The sequence below is a fragment of the Azospirillum thiophilum genome (assembly GCF_001305595.1).
GTDB classification, from domain to species: Bacteria; Pseudomonadota; Alphaproteobacteria; order Azospirillales; family Azospirillaceae; genus Azospirillum; species Azospirillum thiophilum.
Genome location: NZ_CP012401.1, coordinates 872,978 through 891,562, shown reverse-complemented (window position 1 = coordinate 891,562; position 18,585 = coordinate 872,978). Strand labels below are relative to the sequence as shown.

15 protein-coding genes are annotated in these 18,585 nt (G+C 72.4%); 5 read left to right on the top strand and 10 right to left on the bottom strand.

The window, feature by feature from the left end; translation table 11 throughout:
- Positions 1-115: 115 nt before the first annotated feature.
- On the top strand, positions 116-1,231 hold the full coding sequence (locus tag AL072_RS04015; RefSeq protein ID WP_245636746.1) for a PA0069 family radical SAM protein: 1,116 nt from the start codon (positions 116-118) through the stop codon (positions 1,229-1,231).
- An 83-nt stretch (positions 1,232-1,314) separates the two neighbouring features.
- Here the strand turns inward: AL072_RS04015 and AL072_RS04010 are convergent, their stop codons facing one another.
- Complete coding sequence (locus tag AL072_RS04010; protein ID WP_045581414.1) at positions 1,315-1,968, bottom strand: helix-turn-helix domain-containing protein; 654 nt, start codon at positions 1,966-1,968, stop codon at positions 1,315-1,317.
- A 186-nt stretch (positions 1,969-2,154) separates the two neighbouring features.
- On the opposite strand from AL072_RS04010, the gene AL072_RS34145 reads away from it, so the two are divergent.
- The gene (locus tag AL072_RS34145; protein ID WP_144428146.1) at positions 2,155-2,355 is read left to right on the top strand and encodes a hypothetical protein; all 201 of its coding nucleotides are present in this window, start codon (positions 2,155-2,157) and stop codon (positions 2,353-2,355) included.
- Positions 2,348-2,818, top strand: a complete 471-nt coding sequence (locus tag AL072_RS34140; protein WP_144428145.1) for a hypothetical protein — start codon at positions 2,348-2,350, stop codon at positions 2,816-2,818. The genes AL072_RS34145 and AL072_RS34140 overlap by 8 nt, the downstream gene beginning before the upstream one ends.
- Positions 2,819-3,079: 261 nt before the next feature.
- On the opposite strand, the gene AL072_RS04005 is transcribed toward AL072_RS34140, so the two are convergent.
- The 3 genes from AL072_RS04005 to AL072_RS03995 form a co-directional block, all read right to left on the bottom strand.
- A complete protein-coding gene (locus AL072_RS04005; RefSeq protein ID WP_045581415.1) occupies positions 3,080-3,370 on the bottom strand; it encodes a hypothetical protein in 291 nt (96 codons plus the stop codon).
- Positions 3,371-3,475: 105 nt separating this feature from the next.
- Positions 3,476-4,774 carry an MFS transporter gene (locus tag AL072_RS04000; RefSeq protein WP_245636790.1) on the bottom strand — a complete coding sequence of 433 codons (1,299 nt, stop codon included), beginning with the start codon at positions 4,772-4,774 and terminating at the stop codon, positions 3,476-3,478.
- 2 nt (positions 4,775-4,776) lie between these two features.
- Positions 4,777-6,414, bottom strand: coding sequence for a tetratricopeptide repeat protein (locus AL072_RS03995; protein ID WP_045581416.1), 1,638 nt, complete (start codon positions 6,412-6,414; stop codon positions 4,777-4,779).
- Positions 6,415-6,727: 313 nt separating this feature from the next.
- Between AL072_RS03995 and AL072_RS03990 the strand changes: the two genes are divergently transcribed.
- Entirely contained in the window at positions 6,728-8,332 is a 1,605-nt protein-coding gene (locus AL072_RS03990; RefSeq protein WP_045581417.1) for an adenosine deaminase family protein, read from the top strand.
- 28 nt (positions 8,333-8,360) lie between these two features.
- Here the strand turns inward: AL072_RS03990 and tagF are convergent, their stop codons facing one another.
- The 6 genes from tagF to AL072_RS03960 all read right to left on the bottom strand — a co-directional run bounded on the left by tagF (position 8,361) and on the right by AL072_RS03960 (position 17,493).
- Positions 8,361-9,086, bottom strand: a complete 726-nt coding sequence (gene tagF / locus AL072_RS03985) for a type VI secretion system-associated protein TagF (protein WP_082108865.1) — start codon at positions 9,084-9,086, stop codon at positions 8,361-8,363.
- Positions 9,083-11,236 carry a type VI secretion system membrane subunit TssM gene (gene tssM / locus AL072_RS03980; protein ID WP_045581418.1) on the bottom strand — a complete coding sequence of 718 codons (2,154 nt, stop codon included), beginning with the start codon at positions 11,234-11,236 and terminating at the stop codon, positions 9,083-9,085. Before tssM ends, tagF begins: the two co-directional genes overlap by 4 nt.
- A 10-nt stretch (positions 11,237-11,246) precedes the next feature.
- Positions 11,247-12,500: a type IVB secretion system protein IcmH/DotU gene (gene icmH, locus AL072_RS03975; protein WP_245636745.1), complete on the bottom strand. Its 1,254-nt coding sequence runs from the start codon at positions 12,498-12,500 to the stop codon at positions 11,247-11,249.
- 237 nt (positions 12,501-12,737) lie between these two features.
- On the bottom strand, positions 12,738-15,065 hold the full coding sequence (locus AL072_RS03970) for a transglycosylase domain-containing protein (protein WP_045581420.1): 2,328 nt from the start codon (positions 15,063-15,065) through the stop codon (positions 12,738-12,740).
- A 203-nt stretch (positions 15,066-15,268) separates the two neighbouring features.
- Complete coding sequence (locus AL072_RS03965; protein WP_082108866.1) at positions 15,269-16,753, bottom strand: ATP-binding protein; 1,485 nt, start codon at positions 16,751-16,753, stop codon at positions 15,269-15,271.
- Complete coding sequence (locus AL072_RS03960) at positions 16,750-17,493, bottom strand: response regulator (RefSeq protein ID WP_045581421.1); 744 nt, start codon at positions 17,491-17,493, stop codon at positions 16,750-16,752. Before AL072_RS03960 ends, AL072_RS03965 begins: the two co-directional genes overlap by 4 nt.
- Positions 17,494-17,749: 256 nt before the next feature.
- On the opposite strand from AL072_RS03960, the gene AL072_RS03955 reads away from it, so the two are divergent.
- Positions 17,750-18,355: a Spy/CpxP family protein refolding chaperone gene (locus tag AL072_RS03955; RefSeq protein ID WP_045581422.1), complete on the top strand. Its 606-nt coding sequence runs from the start codon at positions 17,750-17,752 to the stop codon at positions 18,353-18,355.
- Positions 18,356-18,585 lie beyond the last annotated feature (230 nt).

The following is an 18,585-nucleotide window of genomic DNA, read 5'->3' as shown; positions in this document are numbered from 1 at the left end:
ATAAAGATATCTTTATGTATGTTCGGTATGTTTCGGCCCGGCTCGTTCCCCGGCCCGCCGACCGCAGGGCATTTGTTCGCTTTACGTTCTTTTTCGGCGCGGCTATTCTGCCGCCATGGACGACATGTGGGACGAAATACCGGACGAGATCCGCCGGCCGCCGGTCAAGGGGCGCGGCGCGGTCAGCAACGCCACCGGCCGCTTTGAGCGCGAGACCCGTGTCCTGACCGACGACGGCTGGACCGGCTACGAGGAGGGTGGCAACGGGGCGCTGTCCGATCCGGTGCGCACCATCGTCTCCCCGGCCTCGGCCCGCTCGATCATCGCCCGCAACGAGTCGCCCGACGTCGCCTTCGACCAGTCGGTCAACCCCTACCAGGGCTGCGAGCACGCCTGCATCTACTGCTTCGCCCGGCCGACCCATGCCTATCTCGGCCTGTCGCCGGGGCTGGATTTCGAGACGAAGCTGTTCGCCAAGCGCAACGCGGCGGAGCTGCTGGCCCGGGAGCTGCGGGCGAAATCCTATGTCTGCCGGCCGCTGGCGCTGGGCGCCAACACCGATCCCTACCAGCCGGTCGAGCGGACGGAGGGCATCACCCGGCGCGTGCTGGAGGTCTGCCGCGACTTCAACCAGCCGGTCGGCATCATCACCAAGTCGGCGCTGGTGCTGCGCGACCTCGACATCCTGGCGCCGATGGCCGCAAGCGGGCTGGCCTCGGTCTCGCTGTCGGTGACGACGCTCGACCGCGATCTTGCCCGGGTGATGGAGCCGCGGGCCAGCACCCCGCCGCGCCGGCTGGAGGCCATCCGCGCCCTGGCCGGGGCCGGCGTCCCGGTGTCGGTCCTGGCCAGCCCGATGATCCCGGCGCTCAACGACCATGAGCTGGACGCCATCCTGGAGGCGGCGGCCGGCGCCGGGGCGACCGCGGCCAGCTATATCCTGTTGCGGCTGCCGCTGGAGATCGCCGGGCTGTTCGAGGAATGGCTGCGCGTCCACGTCCCCGACCGCGCCGAGCGGGTGCTGAGCCTGATGCGGCAGAGCCGGGACGGTGCGCTCTACCGCTCCGGCTTCGGCACGCGGATGACGGGCAGCGGCCCGCATGCCGAGCTGCTGCGCCAGCGTTTCCGGCTGGCCTGCCGCAGGCTCGGGCTGGGCGAGCGGAGCTGGCGGCTCGACTGCACGCGCTTCCGGCCGCCGCCGGCACCGGGGGACCAGCTGTCGCTGCTGTGAGGGCGGGGCGGGGCGGGGGCGGGGGCGGTGGAACATGGTGGAACGGTCTTCCGGCCGCTGTTCCATGCTTCGGCCGCTTCGCCTTACCGGATGCGGGCAAAGGCGCCCGCGCCGCGGCGGCGGACCGGGCCGGGGGCGAGGTTGGGGAACGGGTCTTCCGGGGTGAGCGTCCAGGGATAGACGCCCTTCGGACCGTCCGCTTCCGGCCGATTGAGGATCGCGGCGACGAGGGCAGGGTCGGGTGGGGTGCGCTCGCGCAGCAGGCCGGGGCCGTCATCGTCGAGTTCGGGCACGATTATCGAGGGGGGCGGGACGGGTTCGGGCTGCCGGGCCTGTTGCTGGCTGAGGCCGGCGAACAGGCCGAGCCGCTCGGCCAGCCAGCGCACCGTCGCCGGATCGCCGGAGGACACCAGCCGCTCGATCTGCTCGGCGACCAGGGCGCGCAGCGAGGAGAGGCGCAGCTCGGCCTCGCGGTTCAGCGCCTCGCGCTCCCACCAGACGCGGACGCGGAAATCCTTCGAGCCGTAATAGGCCCGCCATAACGTGGTGCGGCTGCATCCCATGGCGCGGGCGACCTGGAGGAAGGAATTCCCGCGCGCCAGCATGCCGGCGGCCATGATCCACTGCTCCTCATGGAACTGCGAGCCGGGGACCAGCGAGCCGCCCACCGGTGCCGGCGGCTCCTCCGCCCAGCTGGGGAGGCGGTCGTCTTCGAGGGTACGGGTGTCGACGGGCATGGCGGGACTCCGCAGGTGAGAGGAACTGCGGGGGAGTTTATAGGACTATTTTCCGTGATTGGGGATTTTGTTCAAGGGCGGCCCGGTCTCTTGCCGGCCGGGGCGCGGTGAGGCTGGGTGGCGCTTTGCCCTGCCCTTGCGTTTTCAGGCGCCGGCAATCATATTTCGCAACTGGAGGGTTCTATCATGCCAGCTTTGTCGTCCCCCACTCCGGTCCAAGCCTATCGTGCCCATGCGGCCAAACGCTCGCATGAAGGCAAGGCCCGTGCCCGCCGCATCGTCAAGCTGGCAGCCGACGCCATTGCCCAGCGCGTCGGGTCCACCGATATAACCGATGTGAGCAGTGAAGAGTTGAAAGCTCGTTATCGGCAGCTTATGCGTGACTGAACAGACTGACAAATTGGTTCCTCTCACGCAGGGAGCGATAGAGAGGAAAGCGAAGAAAATTCATGAGGTCGATGGCTTTTACATCGACGTAAAGTTAACAGAAGGTCAGCTTGATGATCTGGCGAAAATAAAATCGCTGATCAAGATCGGCGGCGATCTGTCTCCATATTACCGGAAGAGTCATGACAGGGCAGCAGATGCGCTCCTGCTGCAGCATAACGTCATGCATCTGCACCTTGGCGGCTCCGGATCGGATGCATTGCTATATCTTGTGCAGTTTCCAGATCATGTTCTGTTTCTCTGTGTCGATACGCACGTCCATGTCGACGATATTCCTCCAGGAAAGAAACTGAATTTTTTCAAAGTTCAAGAGCATATCAACTCAATGCGTGCGGCTTTTGATGAAAATAAAGCCGTTGTAAGTGCCTCTATCCGATCGATGATGAGTAAAAGGCGGAAATAACCGATCGGCATCCGTGATGCGATCTTCTGGATGATGGAATTTCCGTCTTTCAAGATGGCCGCCGGCCTGTCGGGACCGGGAGCTTCGGTGCCCCGCTTGGAAACAGCAGTCCCGGCGGCGGCTAGAGTTTCGTGCGTTTAATATGAAACGCACGAAACTCTAGCCTTATGTTTGGCGATCGGATTCACGCTTCACATCGATGCCGATTTTACGCGATCCGATCTAGCCGCCACGGTCGGGCCAGGCAACCGGAGACGGCAATCAGGGCCGGCGGAACAGCCGGCCCCAGGGGGCCGGCATCTCCGGCTTGGCCGGGGCGGCGCTGTCCGGGGCATCTGTGTCCGGGGCGGCGGTCTTCGACAGGGCCGACAGCGGCAGGCGGCCGGTCGCCAGCATCGCCAGCACCAGCGCCGGATGGGTCGGGCCGCCGCCGCCGGCAGCCTCGTCAGGGCCGGCGGTGCCGGCGGCGTCCGCTCCGCCGTTCCCGTTCCCGTTTTCGTTCAAGGCTTCGTTGATGCGGGCGAACGCCTCGATGTCCTTGATGTGCAGCATGGTCCGTGCCCCTCGGCTTCGACATTTGTGCGTCGCAGCAAAAACGAAGGTAACAGCTCTGCCCTCGAATGGTGTCATGTGCGGCGCTTTGACGCGGCCCTTCTTCTAGCGGGCCGGTTCGCGGACCGCCAGCATAAGCCCGAAGCCGATGACGAAGAAAGCCAGAACCGTCGCCATGCCGGCGCGCTGGCTGGCGAAGGCCTGGGTCGCCAGACCGAACAGCAGCGGCCCGAAGAAACCGACGAAGCGCCCGGTCAGGCCGTAGAGCCCGAACATCTCCCCCGCCATGCCCGGCGGGGCCAGCCGCGCCATCATCGACCGCCCGGCCGCCTGCGCCGGCCCGAAGAACAGCCCGAGCCCGAGCGCGAAGACCCAGAACCACAGCCGCTCGGTCGCCAGCAGCAGCGGCACGCCGCAGGCGGTCATCCCGGCCAGCGCGACCAGGATCACCGGCTTGGCGCCCGCCCGGTCGTCCATCCAGGCAAAGCCGATGGCGCCGGTCCCCGCCACCACGTTGAGCGCGATGGCGAAGACCAGGATCTCCTCGAAGCTCATGCCGAAGCTGCCGGCGGCGAACAGGCCGCCGAAGGCGGTGATGGTGTTGATGCCGTCGCGGTAGAAGGCGCTGGCGACCAGGAAGCGCACCACCTGCCGGTGGCGCCGCACCCCGCGCAGCGTGGCGGCCAGCGTCGCCACCCCCTCGCGCGCCGCCCGCAGCAGGCCATGGCCGGTCGACGGCTCGTCCGGCACCCACAGGAAATAGGGCAGGGCGAACAGCCCGTACCAAGCGGCGGCCAGCAGCGCGGTGGCGCGGACATTGGCCTGCGGCCCCCAGTCCGCCCACGCCATCCCGAACAGGCCGAACAGCGGTGCCGGCGCCTGGACGAAGCCGACCAGCGCCAGCACGAGGCAGGCCAGCCCGCCGAAATAGCCGATGCCCCAGCCCCAGCCCGACACCCGGCCGAGCAGCCGGGCCGGCACCAGCCCCGGCAGGCTGGCGTTGTAGAAGACGTTGGCCAGCTCGAACGACACGGTGGCGATCACCACGCAGGCGAGCGCGAAGGCGGCGTCGGCCGGGTCGGGCCTGACCCACCACAGCGCGGCGGTGAACAGCACCGTGACCAGGGTGAACAGCGCCATCCACGGCTTGCGCCGCCCGGCCCGGTCGGCGATGGCGCCCAGGATCGGGCCGAGCACCGCGATGGCGACCCCGGCCGCGGTCATCGCCGCACTCCACCGCGCGGTGCCCTCGACCGGATCGCCGATCACGCCGCGGGCGAAATAGACCGCGAAGACGAAGGTGGTGATGATGGTGTTGTAGGCCGAGTTCGCCCAGTCGTAGAGGCACCAGGACACGATGGCCCGGCGGGAGGGCGCCGCCGGCCCGGTCGTCATGGGCAGCATGCTCACCCGTCGATCCCGAAGGAGATCTGGTTGTTGTCGTAGCGGGCGACGATGCGCAGCCGGTCGCCGGCCAGCAGGCTGATCGGCTTCTCCAGGAAGGTCATCGCCTGCTTCCAATGGTTGGTGCGCGACCGGCTTTCCGACTTGTAGACCACCTCCTCGTCCATGAAGAGGTCGAACCAGAAGGCGATGCCGTGGCAGGTGCCGGCGGTGACGACGGTCACGTCGATCACCCGCTCCCCCTCCTCCGGCATGTTGCGGGTGAAGTCGAACTCGAGCGCGGTGAAGGGCCGGGACAAGGGCGTGTGGGCGTCGGCGCCGAGGTCGATCTGCTGGTAGCCGGGCGAGCGGAAGACGTCGAAGCTGCCCATGTCGAAGCCGTCGACCGTCTCAACCGGGTTGATGCGGGCGAGCTCCGGCGTCTCGACCAGCATGGCGTAGACGGTGGAGGCGCGCGGGATGATGGCGCCGCCCGGCTTCACCAGATGGGTGCGGGCATGCTGCAGCACCGACAGCATGCGCGGGGCCAGCATGCCGATGTTGATCAGCTCCGACACGAAGACGTCGGCCTTCTCCGGCAGGTCGCCGCCCTCGCCGACCGTCAATTGGGTCGACAGGCGCGGCACCACGTCGATGCGCTCGGCATAGCCGTTGCGCGCCACCGTCTCCTTGGCGACGCGGGCCAGGATCGGGTTGACCTCGCAGGTCACCACCTTCTTCGCGCCCGCCCGTGCCGCCATCATGGCGACGATGCCGGAGCCGGTGCCGATCTCCAGCACCAGCGAGTCGGGCGTCACCGCCCGTTCCAGCGAGTGGCGGTAGGCGTCGTTCCGCTCGAAATCGTTGATCATCGGCAGGTGCCAGCCGGGCACCGCGTTGGAATAGATCAGCCGGCGGGTGAACTTCACCATCGGGTGGTCGGGCGCCTGCTCGCGCGCCTGCTCGATCACCTCGATGGCGTCGGCGGCACGGTCCAGGCTCTGCAGCACATGGGCGAGCCCGACCTGGGCCGGAACGAAGCGCGGGGCGGTGGCGAGAACGATGCGGAACTCCGCCTCCGCCTCCTCCAGCCGGCCGCCGGTGGAGAGCAGCTCGGCCAGGCTGTAATGGACGTCGAGATAGTCGGGGGCCTGGTCCAGCGCGATGCGGAAATGGCGCTCCGCCTCCTCGAGCTCGCCCAGCTCGCGCAGGGTGGCGGCGAGGAAATGATGCATCTCCGGAGCCTCGGGCCGCAGGTCGAGCGCGGTGCGGAAACTCTCCGCCGCCTCCTCCGGCCGGCCCAGCGCCTTCAGCGCGTTGCCGAGATTGCCGTGCAGCTCCGGCAGGCGCGGATTGATGGCGAGGCCGGCGCGGAACGCCTCCTCCGCCTCCGCCGCGCGGGCCTGCTGGAAGAGCAGGCTGCCGCGGCTGTTGTGGAAGGACGGGTCGTTCCGGTTCTCGGCGATGGCCTGGGCGAACAGCTCCAGCGCGGTGTCGGGATGGCCGCTGTGGGCGGCGACCAGCCCCAGCAGGTGCAGCGCGCCCGCATTGTGTGGATCGGTCGCCAGCACCGCGCGGCAGACCTCCTCCGCCCCGGCCAGATCGTTGCCGCGGAAACGCCGGGCCGCGTCGATCAGGGTGGGGGGCGGGGTGTCGGTCATCGCTGCGGCTCCAGGTCGGCGGGAAAGGATCGGCGGGAACACGAAAGGTTGCCGCACCATACCGGGATTTTCCGGGGCGCTACAGCCTTTCGATCCGCTGCGCGGCCATTGCGCGCGGTTCCCTCTCCCGGGGCGGGAAGGGTAAGGGGGAGGGGGCGCGGCGGGAGTTTTGGGGCGTTCACGCGGTGCATCCCCCTCACCCCGACCCTCTCCCCGGGGGGGAGAGGGGGATTGTCGCCGGGAGCTACGCCATTGCATGCGCGCGATTATCACGGCATCCGTACCCGCAAAAGGAGAAGAAGGAGTCGGGTGCATGACGGGTGGACGAATCACGGGCGGGGCCGCGGGCCTGCTGGCGGCAACGCTGCTGCTGGCCGGCTGCGCCACGGCGGAGATGGGGAGCGGCAGTGCGGGGCAGGCGGCCGGTGGCGCCGACTCGGCAGCGAACTCGGCGGCGGCCCGCCGGTTCGAGGCGGTGCGCCACAGCCCGCCGGAGCTGCGCGCCTTCCTCTACCGCATGCCGAAGGGGGCCGACCTGCACAGCCACCTGACCGGCGCGGTCTATGCCGAGACCTACCTGCGGCTGGCGGCCGGCGCCGGGCTGTGCTTCGACGTCAAGGCCAAGGCGCTGGCGGCGCCGACCGCGCAGGCGCCCTGCGGCGATGCCGGCTCGCCAAGGCCGGGCGCCGCGGCGGTGATCGCCGACGGCACGCTCTACCCGATGGCGCTGGACGCGCTGTCGACGCGCGACTCGCTGCCGGTCTCGGGCTACAGCCTGCATGACCAGTTCTTCGCCACCTTCGGCCGCTTCCGCGCCGCGACGTCCGCCACCCCGGCCACCGGCGGCGACCTGCTGGCCGAGGTGGTCGACCGCGCCGGCCGGCAGGGCGTGCGGCATGTCGAGCTGATGGTGTCCTTCGGCACCGGCCCGGTTGCCGGCATCGGCAAGGCGCTGCCCTGGACCCCGCAGGCCGCCGCCGACCTCTCCGGCACCGCCGACCGGCTGGTCGCCGCCGGCCTGCCCGCCCTGATCCCGGCGGCCCGGCAGGAGATCGACGTCACCGAGGCGCGGATGCGCAGCGTGCTGGGCTGCGGCACCCCGGCGGCGCGGCCGGGCTGCGCGGTGTCGGTGCGCTACCTCCAGCAGGTCTCGCGCACCCAAGCGCCGGGGCCGGTCTTCGCCACCACCCTGTTCAACGCCCTGCTGCAGGCGCAGGAGCCGCGGGTGGTCGGGCTGAACTTCGTGGCGCCGGAGGACAACCCGGTGGCGCTCGACGATTACGACCTGCACATGCGCATGGTGGCGGAGGCGAAGCGGCGGATGCCCGGCACCAACGTCGCGCTGCATGCCGGCGAGCTGACGCTCGGCCTCGTCCCGCCGGAGCGGCTGCGCGACCACATCCGCAAGGCGGTCGAGATCGCCGGCGCCCAGCGCATCGGCCACGGCGTCGACCTGATGTATGAGGACGACCCCGAGGGCCTGCTGCGGCTGATGGCGGGGCGCAAGGTGGCGGTCGAGATCAACCTGACCAGCAACGACAAGATCCTGGGCGTCGCCGGCCGCAACCACCCCTTCCCGCTCTACCGCGCCGCCGGGGTGCCGACGGTGCTGTCGACCGACGACGAGGGGGTCAGCCGCATCGACCTGACCAACGAGCTGCAACGCGCGGTGCAGGAGTTCGGGCTGGGCTACGCCGACCTCGCCGGGCTGGCCCGCGCCAGCCTGGAGCACAGCTTCCTGCCCGGCGACAGCCTGTGGTCGGCCCCCGGCTGCATCCCGGCCGGCCTTGGGGGGAGCCGGCAGGAGCCCTGCCGTGCCGTGACCGGGCGCAGCGAGAAGGCGCGGGTCCAATGGGCGCTGGAAGAGGCGCTGGCCCGCTTCGACCGCGAGGCGGCGGAGATGGCGGGAACGCCGTAGCCGGAGGCGTGAACGGGGGAGGGGGCCTCTACCCCTCCGCCGCATTCTCCCAGCCCCAGCGGTCCCAGGCGCCGTCGAGGAAGGCGGCGAGGCGGGGGCCGGCGGGCAGGCCGGGGCAGGACAGCAGCGAGGGCGCGACCCGGCCGCCGCCACGGGTCCACCACAGGCTGGCATGCGGCGGCAGCGGGCCGGACAGCCGGCCGATCAGGGCGCGGGTCGCGGCGGACACCCGCTCCGGCTCGGGACGGCCGAGGATCGCCAGGCGGGCCGGCAGCCCCTCGACGTCGGCACCGGCGCGGCAGGCGTCGGCAGCCAGCGCCTCGGCACGGGCGAGCCAGCCGGCGCAGGCGGCGGGGGCGTCGGCAAGCTCGAAGCCGGCCGGCAGCCCGGCGGCGATGGTGAAGGGATAGAGCCGGCCGACCCGGTCGGCGCTCGGCATCAAGACGCCGATCAGGGGGGTGCTGCCGCACAGGCCGGCGGACAGGGCGAAGCGCCAGACCGGCGCCTGCCCGAACAGGCTCTCCCACTCGCCGCCCAGCCGCCGCCCGGCCTCGCCGAGCGCGGCCGACAGCCAATGGTCCCAGGGCGACAGCACCGACGCCGGCAGGCCGTGCCCGACGAAATCGCCGCGCGCCGGCAGCTTGCCGTGGAATCCGACCACCGGATCGGCCCCCGGCGCCGTGCCGCCGCGGGCTCCCGGCGCCCGCAGCGCGGCGGCGGCCAATCCGCGATAGCTGGCCAAGGCGCCGATCATGGCAGGGCGGCCCGGTCGGATTGGGAGGCGGAGGGCGCGGGGAACTGTTCCAGCACCTCGGTCACGCGGGCGACCAGCGCCTCGTCGGGCGGGACCGGGGCGAAGCCGGCGGCGAAGAGGGCAGCCAGATGGTCGCCCAGCGCCCGCCGCCGGGCCTCGTTGGCCGGGCCGGGCAGCGTGCGCTGCCAGTCGAGCGCCAGCCATTCCGCCAGCGCGCCGGGGTCCATCGGCAGGGCGCCGCCGGCCATGCGGTAGACCCGCAGGGTCTGGCGCAGCTGGTCGGGCAGGGCCCAGTCGGCGCGCAGCCGCTCCTCCAGCCGCAGGGCGATGCGGGCGAGGAACTGGGTGCGCAGGGCGCGGCGGTAGGCCTCCCGCGCCGGGCCGGCGATGCGCCCGCCCTGATACAGCCCGCCGGCCAGCAGCGGGTCGGCCAAGGCCGGCGCCTCGTCGCCATAGCTGGAGGGCAGAGCGGGGGGCAGGCCGCGCAGCGCGTCGAGCGCCGGCAGGATCAGGGCCGGGTCGGCGTCGTCGACCCGCGCCAACGCCCGCGGCGGCGTGTCGAGCGGGCGCAGCGCCGCCTCCACCGCCGCGGCGCCGGCATCGGCGCGCTCCAGCAGGGCGGCGTTGCCGCGGGCGCTGACCAGCCACCAGCTCCCCACCAGCAGCCCGACCGCGAGCGCGGCGGCGGCCGACAGCGCGGTGCGGCGGCGCCGCGCGTGCTCGACCTTGCGGTCGACCTGGGCGAGATGGGCCTCGGGGAACACCAGATCGGGCAGCAGCCGGTCGAGGAACTGGGTCGGCGGCGGCGCGTCCGCGTCGGGCTCGGTCAGGCCGAGCGGGCCGTCGGTCCGGGTGGCGCTGGTCAGGTAGAGGCCGCGCAGCCGCGGCGTCTCCTCGCCCCGCTCGGGGCAGAAGACGGTGTCGACGATGTCGGCCAGCGCCGGCTCCAGCCCGGCGACCTGCAGGGGCAGGGCGAAGGCGGCGGCGCGGCGGCGGATGTCGGGCTCCTGGTGCAGCCGGTCGAGCAGCCGCTCGTCCAGCCGGCGCACCAGCCCGGCATAGCGCTCGCGGAAGGCCGGCAGCGGTCCGCCATCCGCCTCCTCCGCCGGCAGGGTCAGGCCCCAGACCTGGGAGCGCGCCTCGCGGTCGAGCGGGTCGAAGAAGGTGTCGAAACCCTCCAGCAGGTCGGCCTTGGTCAGCAGGACATAGACCGGCAGGCGGAGGCCGAGATGGACGCGCAGCTCGTTCAGGCGCTGGCGGATCAGGATGGCGTGGTTGCGCCGCTCGGCATCGCTCCAGAAGGCGAGGTCGGGCAGGCTCAGCGTCAGCAGCACGCCGTTGGCCGGCTGGCGCGGCCGGTGCTCCTTCAGCAGGTCGAGCAGGCCGGACCACACCCGGCCGTCGACCGCGCGGCGGCTGTCCTGGGTGGTGTAGCGCCCTGCGGTGTCGATCAGCACCGCCCGGTCGGTGAACCACCAGTCGCAGTTGCGGGTACCGCCCAACCCGGTCATCGGCCCGGTCACCGGGCGGCCAACCGGCTCCGCCGTCCCGCCCCCAGGGGTCAGCCGGGCGTTGGCCAGCGCCGTGGTCTTGCCCGATCCCGGCGCGCCGATCACCAGATACCACGGCAATTGATAGAGATGGCGCCCGCCCCATTGCCGGCGCAGCCGCGCCAGCACGCTGTCGAGCCGCGCCCGCACCGCGCCGATCTCCTCCAGCGAGGCCTTCAGGTCGGGATCGTGCCGGGCGGCCAGCGCCTCGACCAGCCGGGCGTCGGCGGCGCGCTCGCGGGCATCGATGCGGCGGTTCAGCGCCAGCCAGCCGGCCAGCGCCAGCAGCAGCGGCAGCAGCCGGACGCTCCAGTCGGCCTGGAGGGTGGGGACGAGATGGGGGGCGAGATGGGGGCCGAGATGGGAAACGAGCGCCCCGGCCAGACGCGGCAGCAGCAGCCAGCCGGCCAGCCCCAGCGCCAGCGCGCCGCCCAGCGACAGCGCCCAGCGGGCGCGGGCCGACCGGGGCGGCGACGGGGCGGGCGCGGCCTTGCGGCGGCGCCCCGCCGCCTTGGCGGCGGTCTTGATGGAGGGCGCCTTCGGGGCGGGCTTGCCGGAAGCCGCCTTGGCGGCGGTCCTGTTCGGGCGGGGATCGGCCATCGCGGGCGCCCTATTGCGGGTAGAGGCGGATGTCGACCCGCCGGTTGGAGTCGCGGCCGGCCGGCGTGTCGTTCAGCGCCACCGGCTCCTGGTCGCCGCGGCCCTCGGCCGTCAGCCGGGCAGGCGCGACGCTGCGCTCCAGCAGCCGGCGCACCGCCTCGGCCCGCGCCTCGGTCAGCGCCTGCGCGGTGGGAAGCCGGCCGGACGGCGGGGTCTGGTCGTCGGTGTGGGCGACGACGACGACGCTGCCGGGCTCCGCCGCCAGTGTCTGGCCGACCCGCTCGACGATGGCGCGATGGCGGGCCTTCACCGCGTCGGCGCCGGTGGCGAACATCGCGGCGGCGGGGATGCGGATCACCAGGGCGCCGTCCTCCCCCGCCAGCACCTCGACCGCGCCGGTGCGGATCTCCGGCGCCAGCCGGCCGGTGACGCGGGCGATCAGGGCCGGGCCGGCGGTGGGCGGCGGCGGCGGAACGAGGCGGGCGATCTCGATGGGGCGGTCGGGCAGCAGGGCTGCGATGCGGGCGGCCACCGGCTCCGCCTGGCGGTCGAGCGTGCCGGCCAGATGGACGTAGAGGCCCGACAGGCCGAGCGCCACCGCCGCCCAGACGATCCAGGCCGGCAGCGTGCCGCCCAGCGGCCGGAACCGCCCGCCCGCCCCGGCCCAGGCCGGCGACAGCTCCGCCGCGACATCGCCGCGGGCGCGGCGCAGGATGCGGTACAGCTCGTCGCGCAGATGGGCGAGGTCGTGGGCGCCGCCGGGCCGGTCGCGGAACCGCCCCTCGAAGCCGAGCGACAGGCAGGCGTAATACAGCTCCAGCGTATGGCGGTGGCGGCGCGGGTCGCCCAGCATGCCGTCCAGCAGGTCGAAGAAGCGGACATCGGCCCCCGGCTCGCCGACCGCCGCCCCGCCATGGCCGGCGGCGCGGGCGACGTCGTCCAGCGTGGCGGCGAGCGCGATGCGGGCGGCGCGGAGGTCGGCGGGGTCGGCTGTTTCCTCCAGTCCGGCGGCCTCGGCATCGAACCGTTCCAGCGCCTCGGCGGCGGCGGCGCGGGCGGAGCCGGCGGCCCCGTCGCGCAGGCCGGCAGCCAGCGCCAGCACCGGGGCGGCGATGCTCAGCAGCGGGTTGAGGGCGTCGCGGTGGCGCGGCGACGGGGTGGGGCGGGGCTGGTCGGCGCCCGGCAGGGTGTCGGGGGCCAGCGCGGCGGCGAGGCTGGCGGCGAGCGGACGCCGGTCCGATGCCGTCATGTCCGATGCCGTCATGTCCGCTCCGTCCAGTCGCTCGTCGGCCTGCATGTGCTGTCCGCTGTGGGGGGAATCCGGGAGAGGTATAGCAGCGTCGGTGCGGTGGGGGGAACGGGGTGGGGACGTTGGACCCCCACCTAACCTCCCCCGCTGGGCGGGGGAGGGACTGCCGCCGCCTTGCCGTTAAAGCGCCTGCCCCCTCCCCCGCCCAGCGGGGGAGGGATGGGGAGAGGGCCATCGCCAGCCGACGCGCCCCTACCGCCCCCCGGTGTGGTTGTAATCATACTGCACGCGCGGCGCGCTGCCGATGCCGCCGGAGATCTTCTCGATCAGCGAGCCGATCCCGCCGGCCGGGCGGGCGGCGTCGGCCGAGGCCATGGGAACGCCGCCCGGCATCGCGCCACCCGGAACCGGGCCGCCCGGCGGCGGGGTCCAGGCCGGGGCGCCGTCCAGGCCGGGCAGCGGACGGGCGGGCCGGCCGGCATGGGCGTCGGTCATGAACTCGCGCCACAGCCTGGCCGGCAGGGTGCCGCCGGTGACCTTCCTCATCGCATCGTTGTTGTCGTTGCCGAGCCAGACCCCGGCGACGAGGTCGGCGGTGAAGCCGACGAACCAGGCATCGTGATAGTCCTGGGTGGTGCCCGACTTGGCCGCCGCCGGGCGGTTCAGCTTCGCGCCGCGGCCGGTGCCGTAGTCGAGCACCCCGGTCATCATCCGGGCGAGCTGCACCGCATGGGCCGGGTCGACCACCGCGCCGCCGCCGCCGCCCTGGCGCCGGTAGAGCAGCGCGCCGTCGCGGCTCCTGATCTCGGTGATCGCATAGGCCCAGACGGGGGCGCCGCGGTTGGCGATGCCGGCATAGGCGCGCACCAGCTCCAGCGGCGTCACCTCGCTGGTGCCGAGCGCCAGCGACAAATCGCGGGTCATGGGCGAGGAGATGCCGAGGTTCGACGCGATGCGCCGCACCCGGTCGGTGCCGACCCGGTCGATCAGCCGCGCCGTCGCGGTGTTGGAGGAATGGGCCAGCGCCGCGGCCAGCGTGATGCTGCCGCGGTACTTGCCGTCGTAATTGCCGGGGCTCCAGTTGCCGAGCTGGACCGGGGCGTCGTCGATCAGGCTGTCGGGGGTCCAGCCGGCCTCCAGCGCCGCCAGATAGACGAAGGGCTTGAAGGCGGAGCCCGGCTGGCGCAGCGCCTGGGTGGCGCGGTTGAACTCGCTGCCGTCATAGTCGCGGCCGCCGACCAGCGCCCGCACCGCGCCGTCCGGGCTCATGGCGACCAGCGCGCCCTGGCGGACGTTGGCGGCGGCGCCGGGACCGGCCAGCAGCGCCTCCAGCCTTTGTTCGGCGGCGCGCTGCATCTTCAGGTCCAGCGTGGTGCGGACGATCACGTCGCCATGGTCGGGACCGGCGAAGCCCGGCACCAGATCGGTGACCCAATCGGCGAAATAGCGGCCGTCGCCGCCCGGCTTGCGCTTGGGCGACGGCTTGGCGCTGCGCGCGGCGTCATACTGCGCCTGGGTGAGATAGCCGGCATCCAGCATCGCCGCCATCACCACCCGCGCCCGCTCCGCCGATTCGTCGGGGTTGGAGCTGGGGGCGTAGCGCGACGGCGCCTTCAGCAGGCCGGCCAGCACCGCCGATTCGCGGATGTCGACCTCGGTCGCCGGCTTGCCGAAATAGGTGCGGGCGGCGGCGTCCACCCCGAAGGTGCCGGCGCCGAGATAGACGCGGTTCAGGTAGGCGGTGAGGATCTGGTCCTTGGTGAAGCGGCTCTCCAGCCACAGCGCCAGCATCGCCTCCTGGATCTTGCGCTTCAGCGATTTCTCGGGCGTCAGGAAGAGGTTCTTGGCGAGCTGCTGGGTGATGGTCGAGCCGCCCTGCACCGCGCGGCCCGACCGCCAGTTGACATAGACGGCACGGGCCAGACCCAGCGGGTCGATGCCGAAATGGCCGTAGAAGCGGCGGTCCTCGATCGCCAGCACGGCGTCGACCAGATGCGGCGGCAGGTCCGCCACGCTGAGCGTCGTGCCGTGCAGGTCGCCGAAGCGGGCGAACTCGCTGCCGTCGGCGGCCAGCACGGTGACGGAGGCGCGCCGCTCGAACTGCGCCACCTTGGAGATGTCCGGCAGGTCGAGCGCGAACCACGCCAGCACCGTCCCCAGCCCGATCCCGCACCAGATCGCCGCGACCAGCCCCCATTGCACCAGACGGTTGAGCCGGCCGGCGCCCTTGCGGGGCGGCGGGGCGGGCTTGGCGGGGGCGGGTCTGGGGGATGCGGATTTCGGCAAGAAGATCCTTGGAAGGGTGAACTGGGGCAGGGTGAAGGAGGGCAGCCGGCGGCGCCGGGCCGGTCGATGGGGCGGACGGAGCGGGGTCGGCGGCGGCGCGGCCGAGAACGGCGCCTTGCGGCGCGGCTTGCCCCGGCCGAGCGCCTTGCCGGCAAGCGCCTTCACGATCGCGGCGACGGACAGGGCGTCGAGCGGCGACGGGTCGTCGCGGGTGCGGATCGGGCGCGGGCCGGCATGGAGCTGGCCCGCCCGGCGCTGCTCCGTCGAGGGATGGTCCGGTCGGTCGGCGGTCACGGCGCGCTCACTAGCCCCGTCAGGTCGGTGTGATGGGTGCGGGATGCGTTCCCGCTTCGATCCTCATACGCGCACAGCCGCGTTCCCGGAAGGCCGGCGGCGGCCCGGCGAGCATTTGTCCCGCGACCGTGGCGAAAGAATGACTCTCTCCACACTTGCGGGGGAGGCGATCTCCCCTCTCCCCGGGGGGAGAGGGGCCTCTCTCACAGCGGCAGCGTCGCGGTGGCGCGCAGGCCGCCGCCGCTGCGGTTGGACAGGGTCACGTCGCCGCCATGGCCGCGGACGATGCTGCGTGCGGTGGACAGCCCGAGCCCGACCCCGCCGGTGTCGCGCGAGCGCGAGCGCTCCAGCCGGTAGAAGGGGGCGAAGACCTTCTCGAACTCCGTCTCCGGGATGCCGGGGCCGTCGTCGTCGATGTGGATCAGGGCGTTGCGGCCCGATCCTTCCGTCCCGCCCTCCAGCCGGACGGTGAAGCCGCCGCCATACTTGATGGCGTTGTCCATCAGGTTGGCCAGCGCCCGGCGCAGCGCCACCGGGCGGCCTTCCGCAACCATGTGGGCGGAGCCGTCGTAGACGGCGCGGTGGCCGGCATCCACGCGGTCGTCGCACAGGCTCTGCAGCAGGTCGGCGAGGTCGAAGCGGCCGCGCGGCTCGCGCTGGGCGTCGTCGCGGGCGAAGGCCAGCGTGGCCGAGATCATCGCCTCCATCTCGTCCAGGTCGGCCAGCATCCGCCGCTGCATCTCCGGATCGTCGACCAGCTCGGCGCGCAGCCGCAGCCGGGTGATCGGCGTGCGCAGGTCGTGACCGATCGCCGCCAGCATCTGGGTGCGGTCGGCGACGAAACGGGTCAGCCGCGCCTGCATCCGGTTGAAGGCGCGGGTGGCGGCGCGCAGCTCCGACGGGCCCTCCTCCGGCAGCGGGTCGGCCTCGCCGGCGACGCTGAGCCGCTCGGCGGCGGCGGCGAAGCCGGCGAGCGGCGCCGTCACCCGGCGGGCGGCCAGCAGCGACACCAGCAGGATCACCGCCAGGATCGCCCCCATCCACAGGATGAAGCGGACGATGCCGAAGGGACCGGCCAGCGGGTCGCCGCCGGTGAAGCTGAGCCACGACCCGTCGTCGAGCCGCACCGACAGCCGGACATGCGGCCCCCAGCGCCGGTTGTCATCACCGGCGAAGGGCGGGTGCGGCGGCCGGTCGTCGTCGTCGCGGGGCGGGCGCTGGATCTCCACCAGGATGTCGCGGCCGGGGCTGTCCAGCTGGTCGCGCAGCCGGCGCTTCAGCCCGTCGAACCGGCCGCCGGCAAGGCTCTGCCGCGCCAGCGGCGGCGGCCGGTCAGGGCGCCATTCGACGCGCAGCACCGGGTCGTCGATGGCGCGCACCACCCGGCCGCGGCCGGCGGGCGGCGTGCTCTCCACCAGCTGGACGATGGCGGTGATGCGCTGGATCAGCACGTTCGGCCCGTGGATCGGCGGCCCTTCGCTGCGGTCGGTCAGATAGACCAGCGCGCTGATCGCCTGGGTCAGCAGCAGCGCCAGCACCACCGTCAGCGCGATCCGCGTGGCGAGGCTGTCGGGAAAGCGGACGCGCAGGCGGCGGAAGGCACGGTGGAAGGCGCGGCGCCGGGCCGTCCTGGATGTGGCGGCGGGCGCGGCGCTCTCCTGCGGTGCGGTCCCCTGTGGCGCTGTCATGGCGCCGGCCCGCCGCCGGACACCGACGGGGTGAAGAGGTAGCCGCCGCCGCGCACCGTCTTGATCAAGGTCGGCTCCGCCGGGTCGGGCTCGATCTTGCGGCGCAGCCGGCTGACCTGCACGTCGATCGAGCGGTCGAACGGCACCGCCGAGCGGCCGCGCGCCAGGTCGAGCAGCTGGTCGCGGGTCAGCACCCGCTGCGGATGCTCGACGAAGGCGACCAGCAGGTCGTATTCGCCGGCCGACAGCTGGACCAGCACCCCGTCGGACGAGCGCAGCTCGCGCCGGGTGACGTCGAGCGACCAGCCCTCGAAGCGCAGCACCGTGCCGGCGGCGGCCGGCGCGCCGGCAACCGGCGGGGCGGAAACCCGGCGCAGCACCGCCTTGATCCGGGCGAGCAGCTCGCGCGGGCTGAAGGGCTTCGCCAGATAATCGTCGGCGCCCATCTCCAGCCCGACGATGCGGTCGGTCTCCTCCCCCATCGCGGTCAGCATGATGACCGGGGTCTGGGCAGTCTGGGGGGCGGCGCGCAGGCGGCGGCACAGCGACAGCCCGTCCTCCCCCGGCAGCATGAGGTCGAGCACGATCAGGTCGACGCGGGCGCCGTCGAGCGTGCGCATCATCTCCGCCCCGTCCCTGACCCCGGTGACACGGAAGCCGTGCCGGGTCAGGAACTGGGCGACGAGGGAGCGGATTTCGCGGTCGTCGTCGACGACGAGGAGGTGGGGCGTGCGGTCCATGGCGCCCATGATCGGGCGGAGCGGCCCGGGGGTGAAGGGGAAATGTGTAACGCCCAGTTACGGAGGGCCGGGCGGTTACACTCTGTTACCAAATGACCGGTTTGCGGACATTCGACCGCAACGTCCGGCGCCCATTGTCTGGTCATCGAACAACGGCGGGACAACGGCGGCGATGACGCCCTCCGGGAAGTCCCAACGGAATAAGCCCCCTCCATCCGGGGTTTAGAGATCATCAACACACCGAGGAGTCGATACCATGAAACGCGCCCTTCTGACGTCCGCCCTGCTGGTCGCCGGCCTCGGCGTGGCCGTTCCGGTCTTCGCCCAGGGTGGCCCGGCTGGTGGCCCGCCTCCGGGCGGCCCCGGCGGTCCCGACCGCCACTTCGCCCGCATGTGCGAGGACCAGGAGGCCCGTCTGGCCGGCAAGCTGGCCTATGCGGAGAAGAAGCTGAACATCACCGAGCAGCAGCGCGCCGCCTGGACCAAGTTCGCCGACGCCTCCCGCTCCAGCCTGAAGCCGACGCAGGACCTGTGCGTGAAGTTCAAGGATCTGCCGCGTCCCGCGGCCCTGCCCCAGCGGCTGGAACGTGCCGAGCAGATGATGCAGGCCCACCTGCAGCAGCTCCAGACCGTCCGCCCGGCCCTGACCGACCTCTACGCCCAGCTGACGCCCGACCAGCAGAAGCAGGCCGACCGCATGCTGAACCAGGGCCCCGGCGGCCATATGGGTAAGCATATGGGCGGCCACCATGGCGGCCCCGGCGGCTGGGGCCATGAGGGTCCGGGCAAGGGCCCGGGGATGGGCCCGGGGATGGGGCCGAGGGGTCCGGCGCCGGCACCGCAGGAGCAGCCCAAGGGCTGACGTAGAAGACAGGCTCACCGGCGGTCGACCCAAGCCCCCCAACGCTAGGCCGCCGTGAGACTAGGGCCGCCGAACCCCCATTCGGCGGCCCTTGTCATTTTCAGGACGCGCAAACGACAAGCCGCCGCTTGCATTGCGGCCCGGCGCACCCCAAAGCTTAGCCCCATGATTTCGTCTGCGGCTTCGGCCTCTCACGCTTCGGCGGGCGGCGGTCTCGGGCGCGGGGGCCG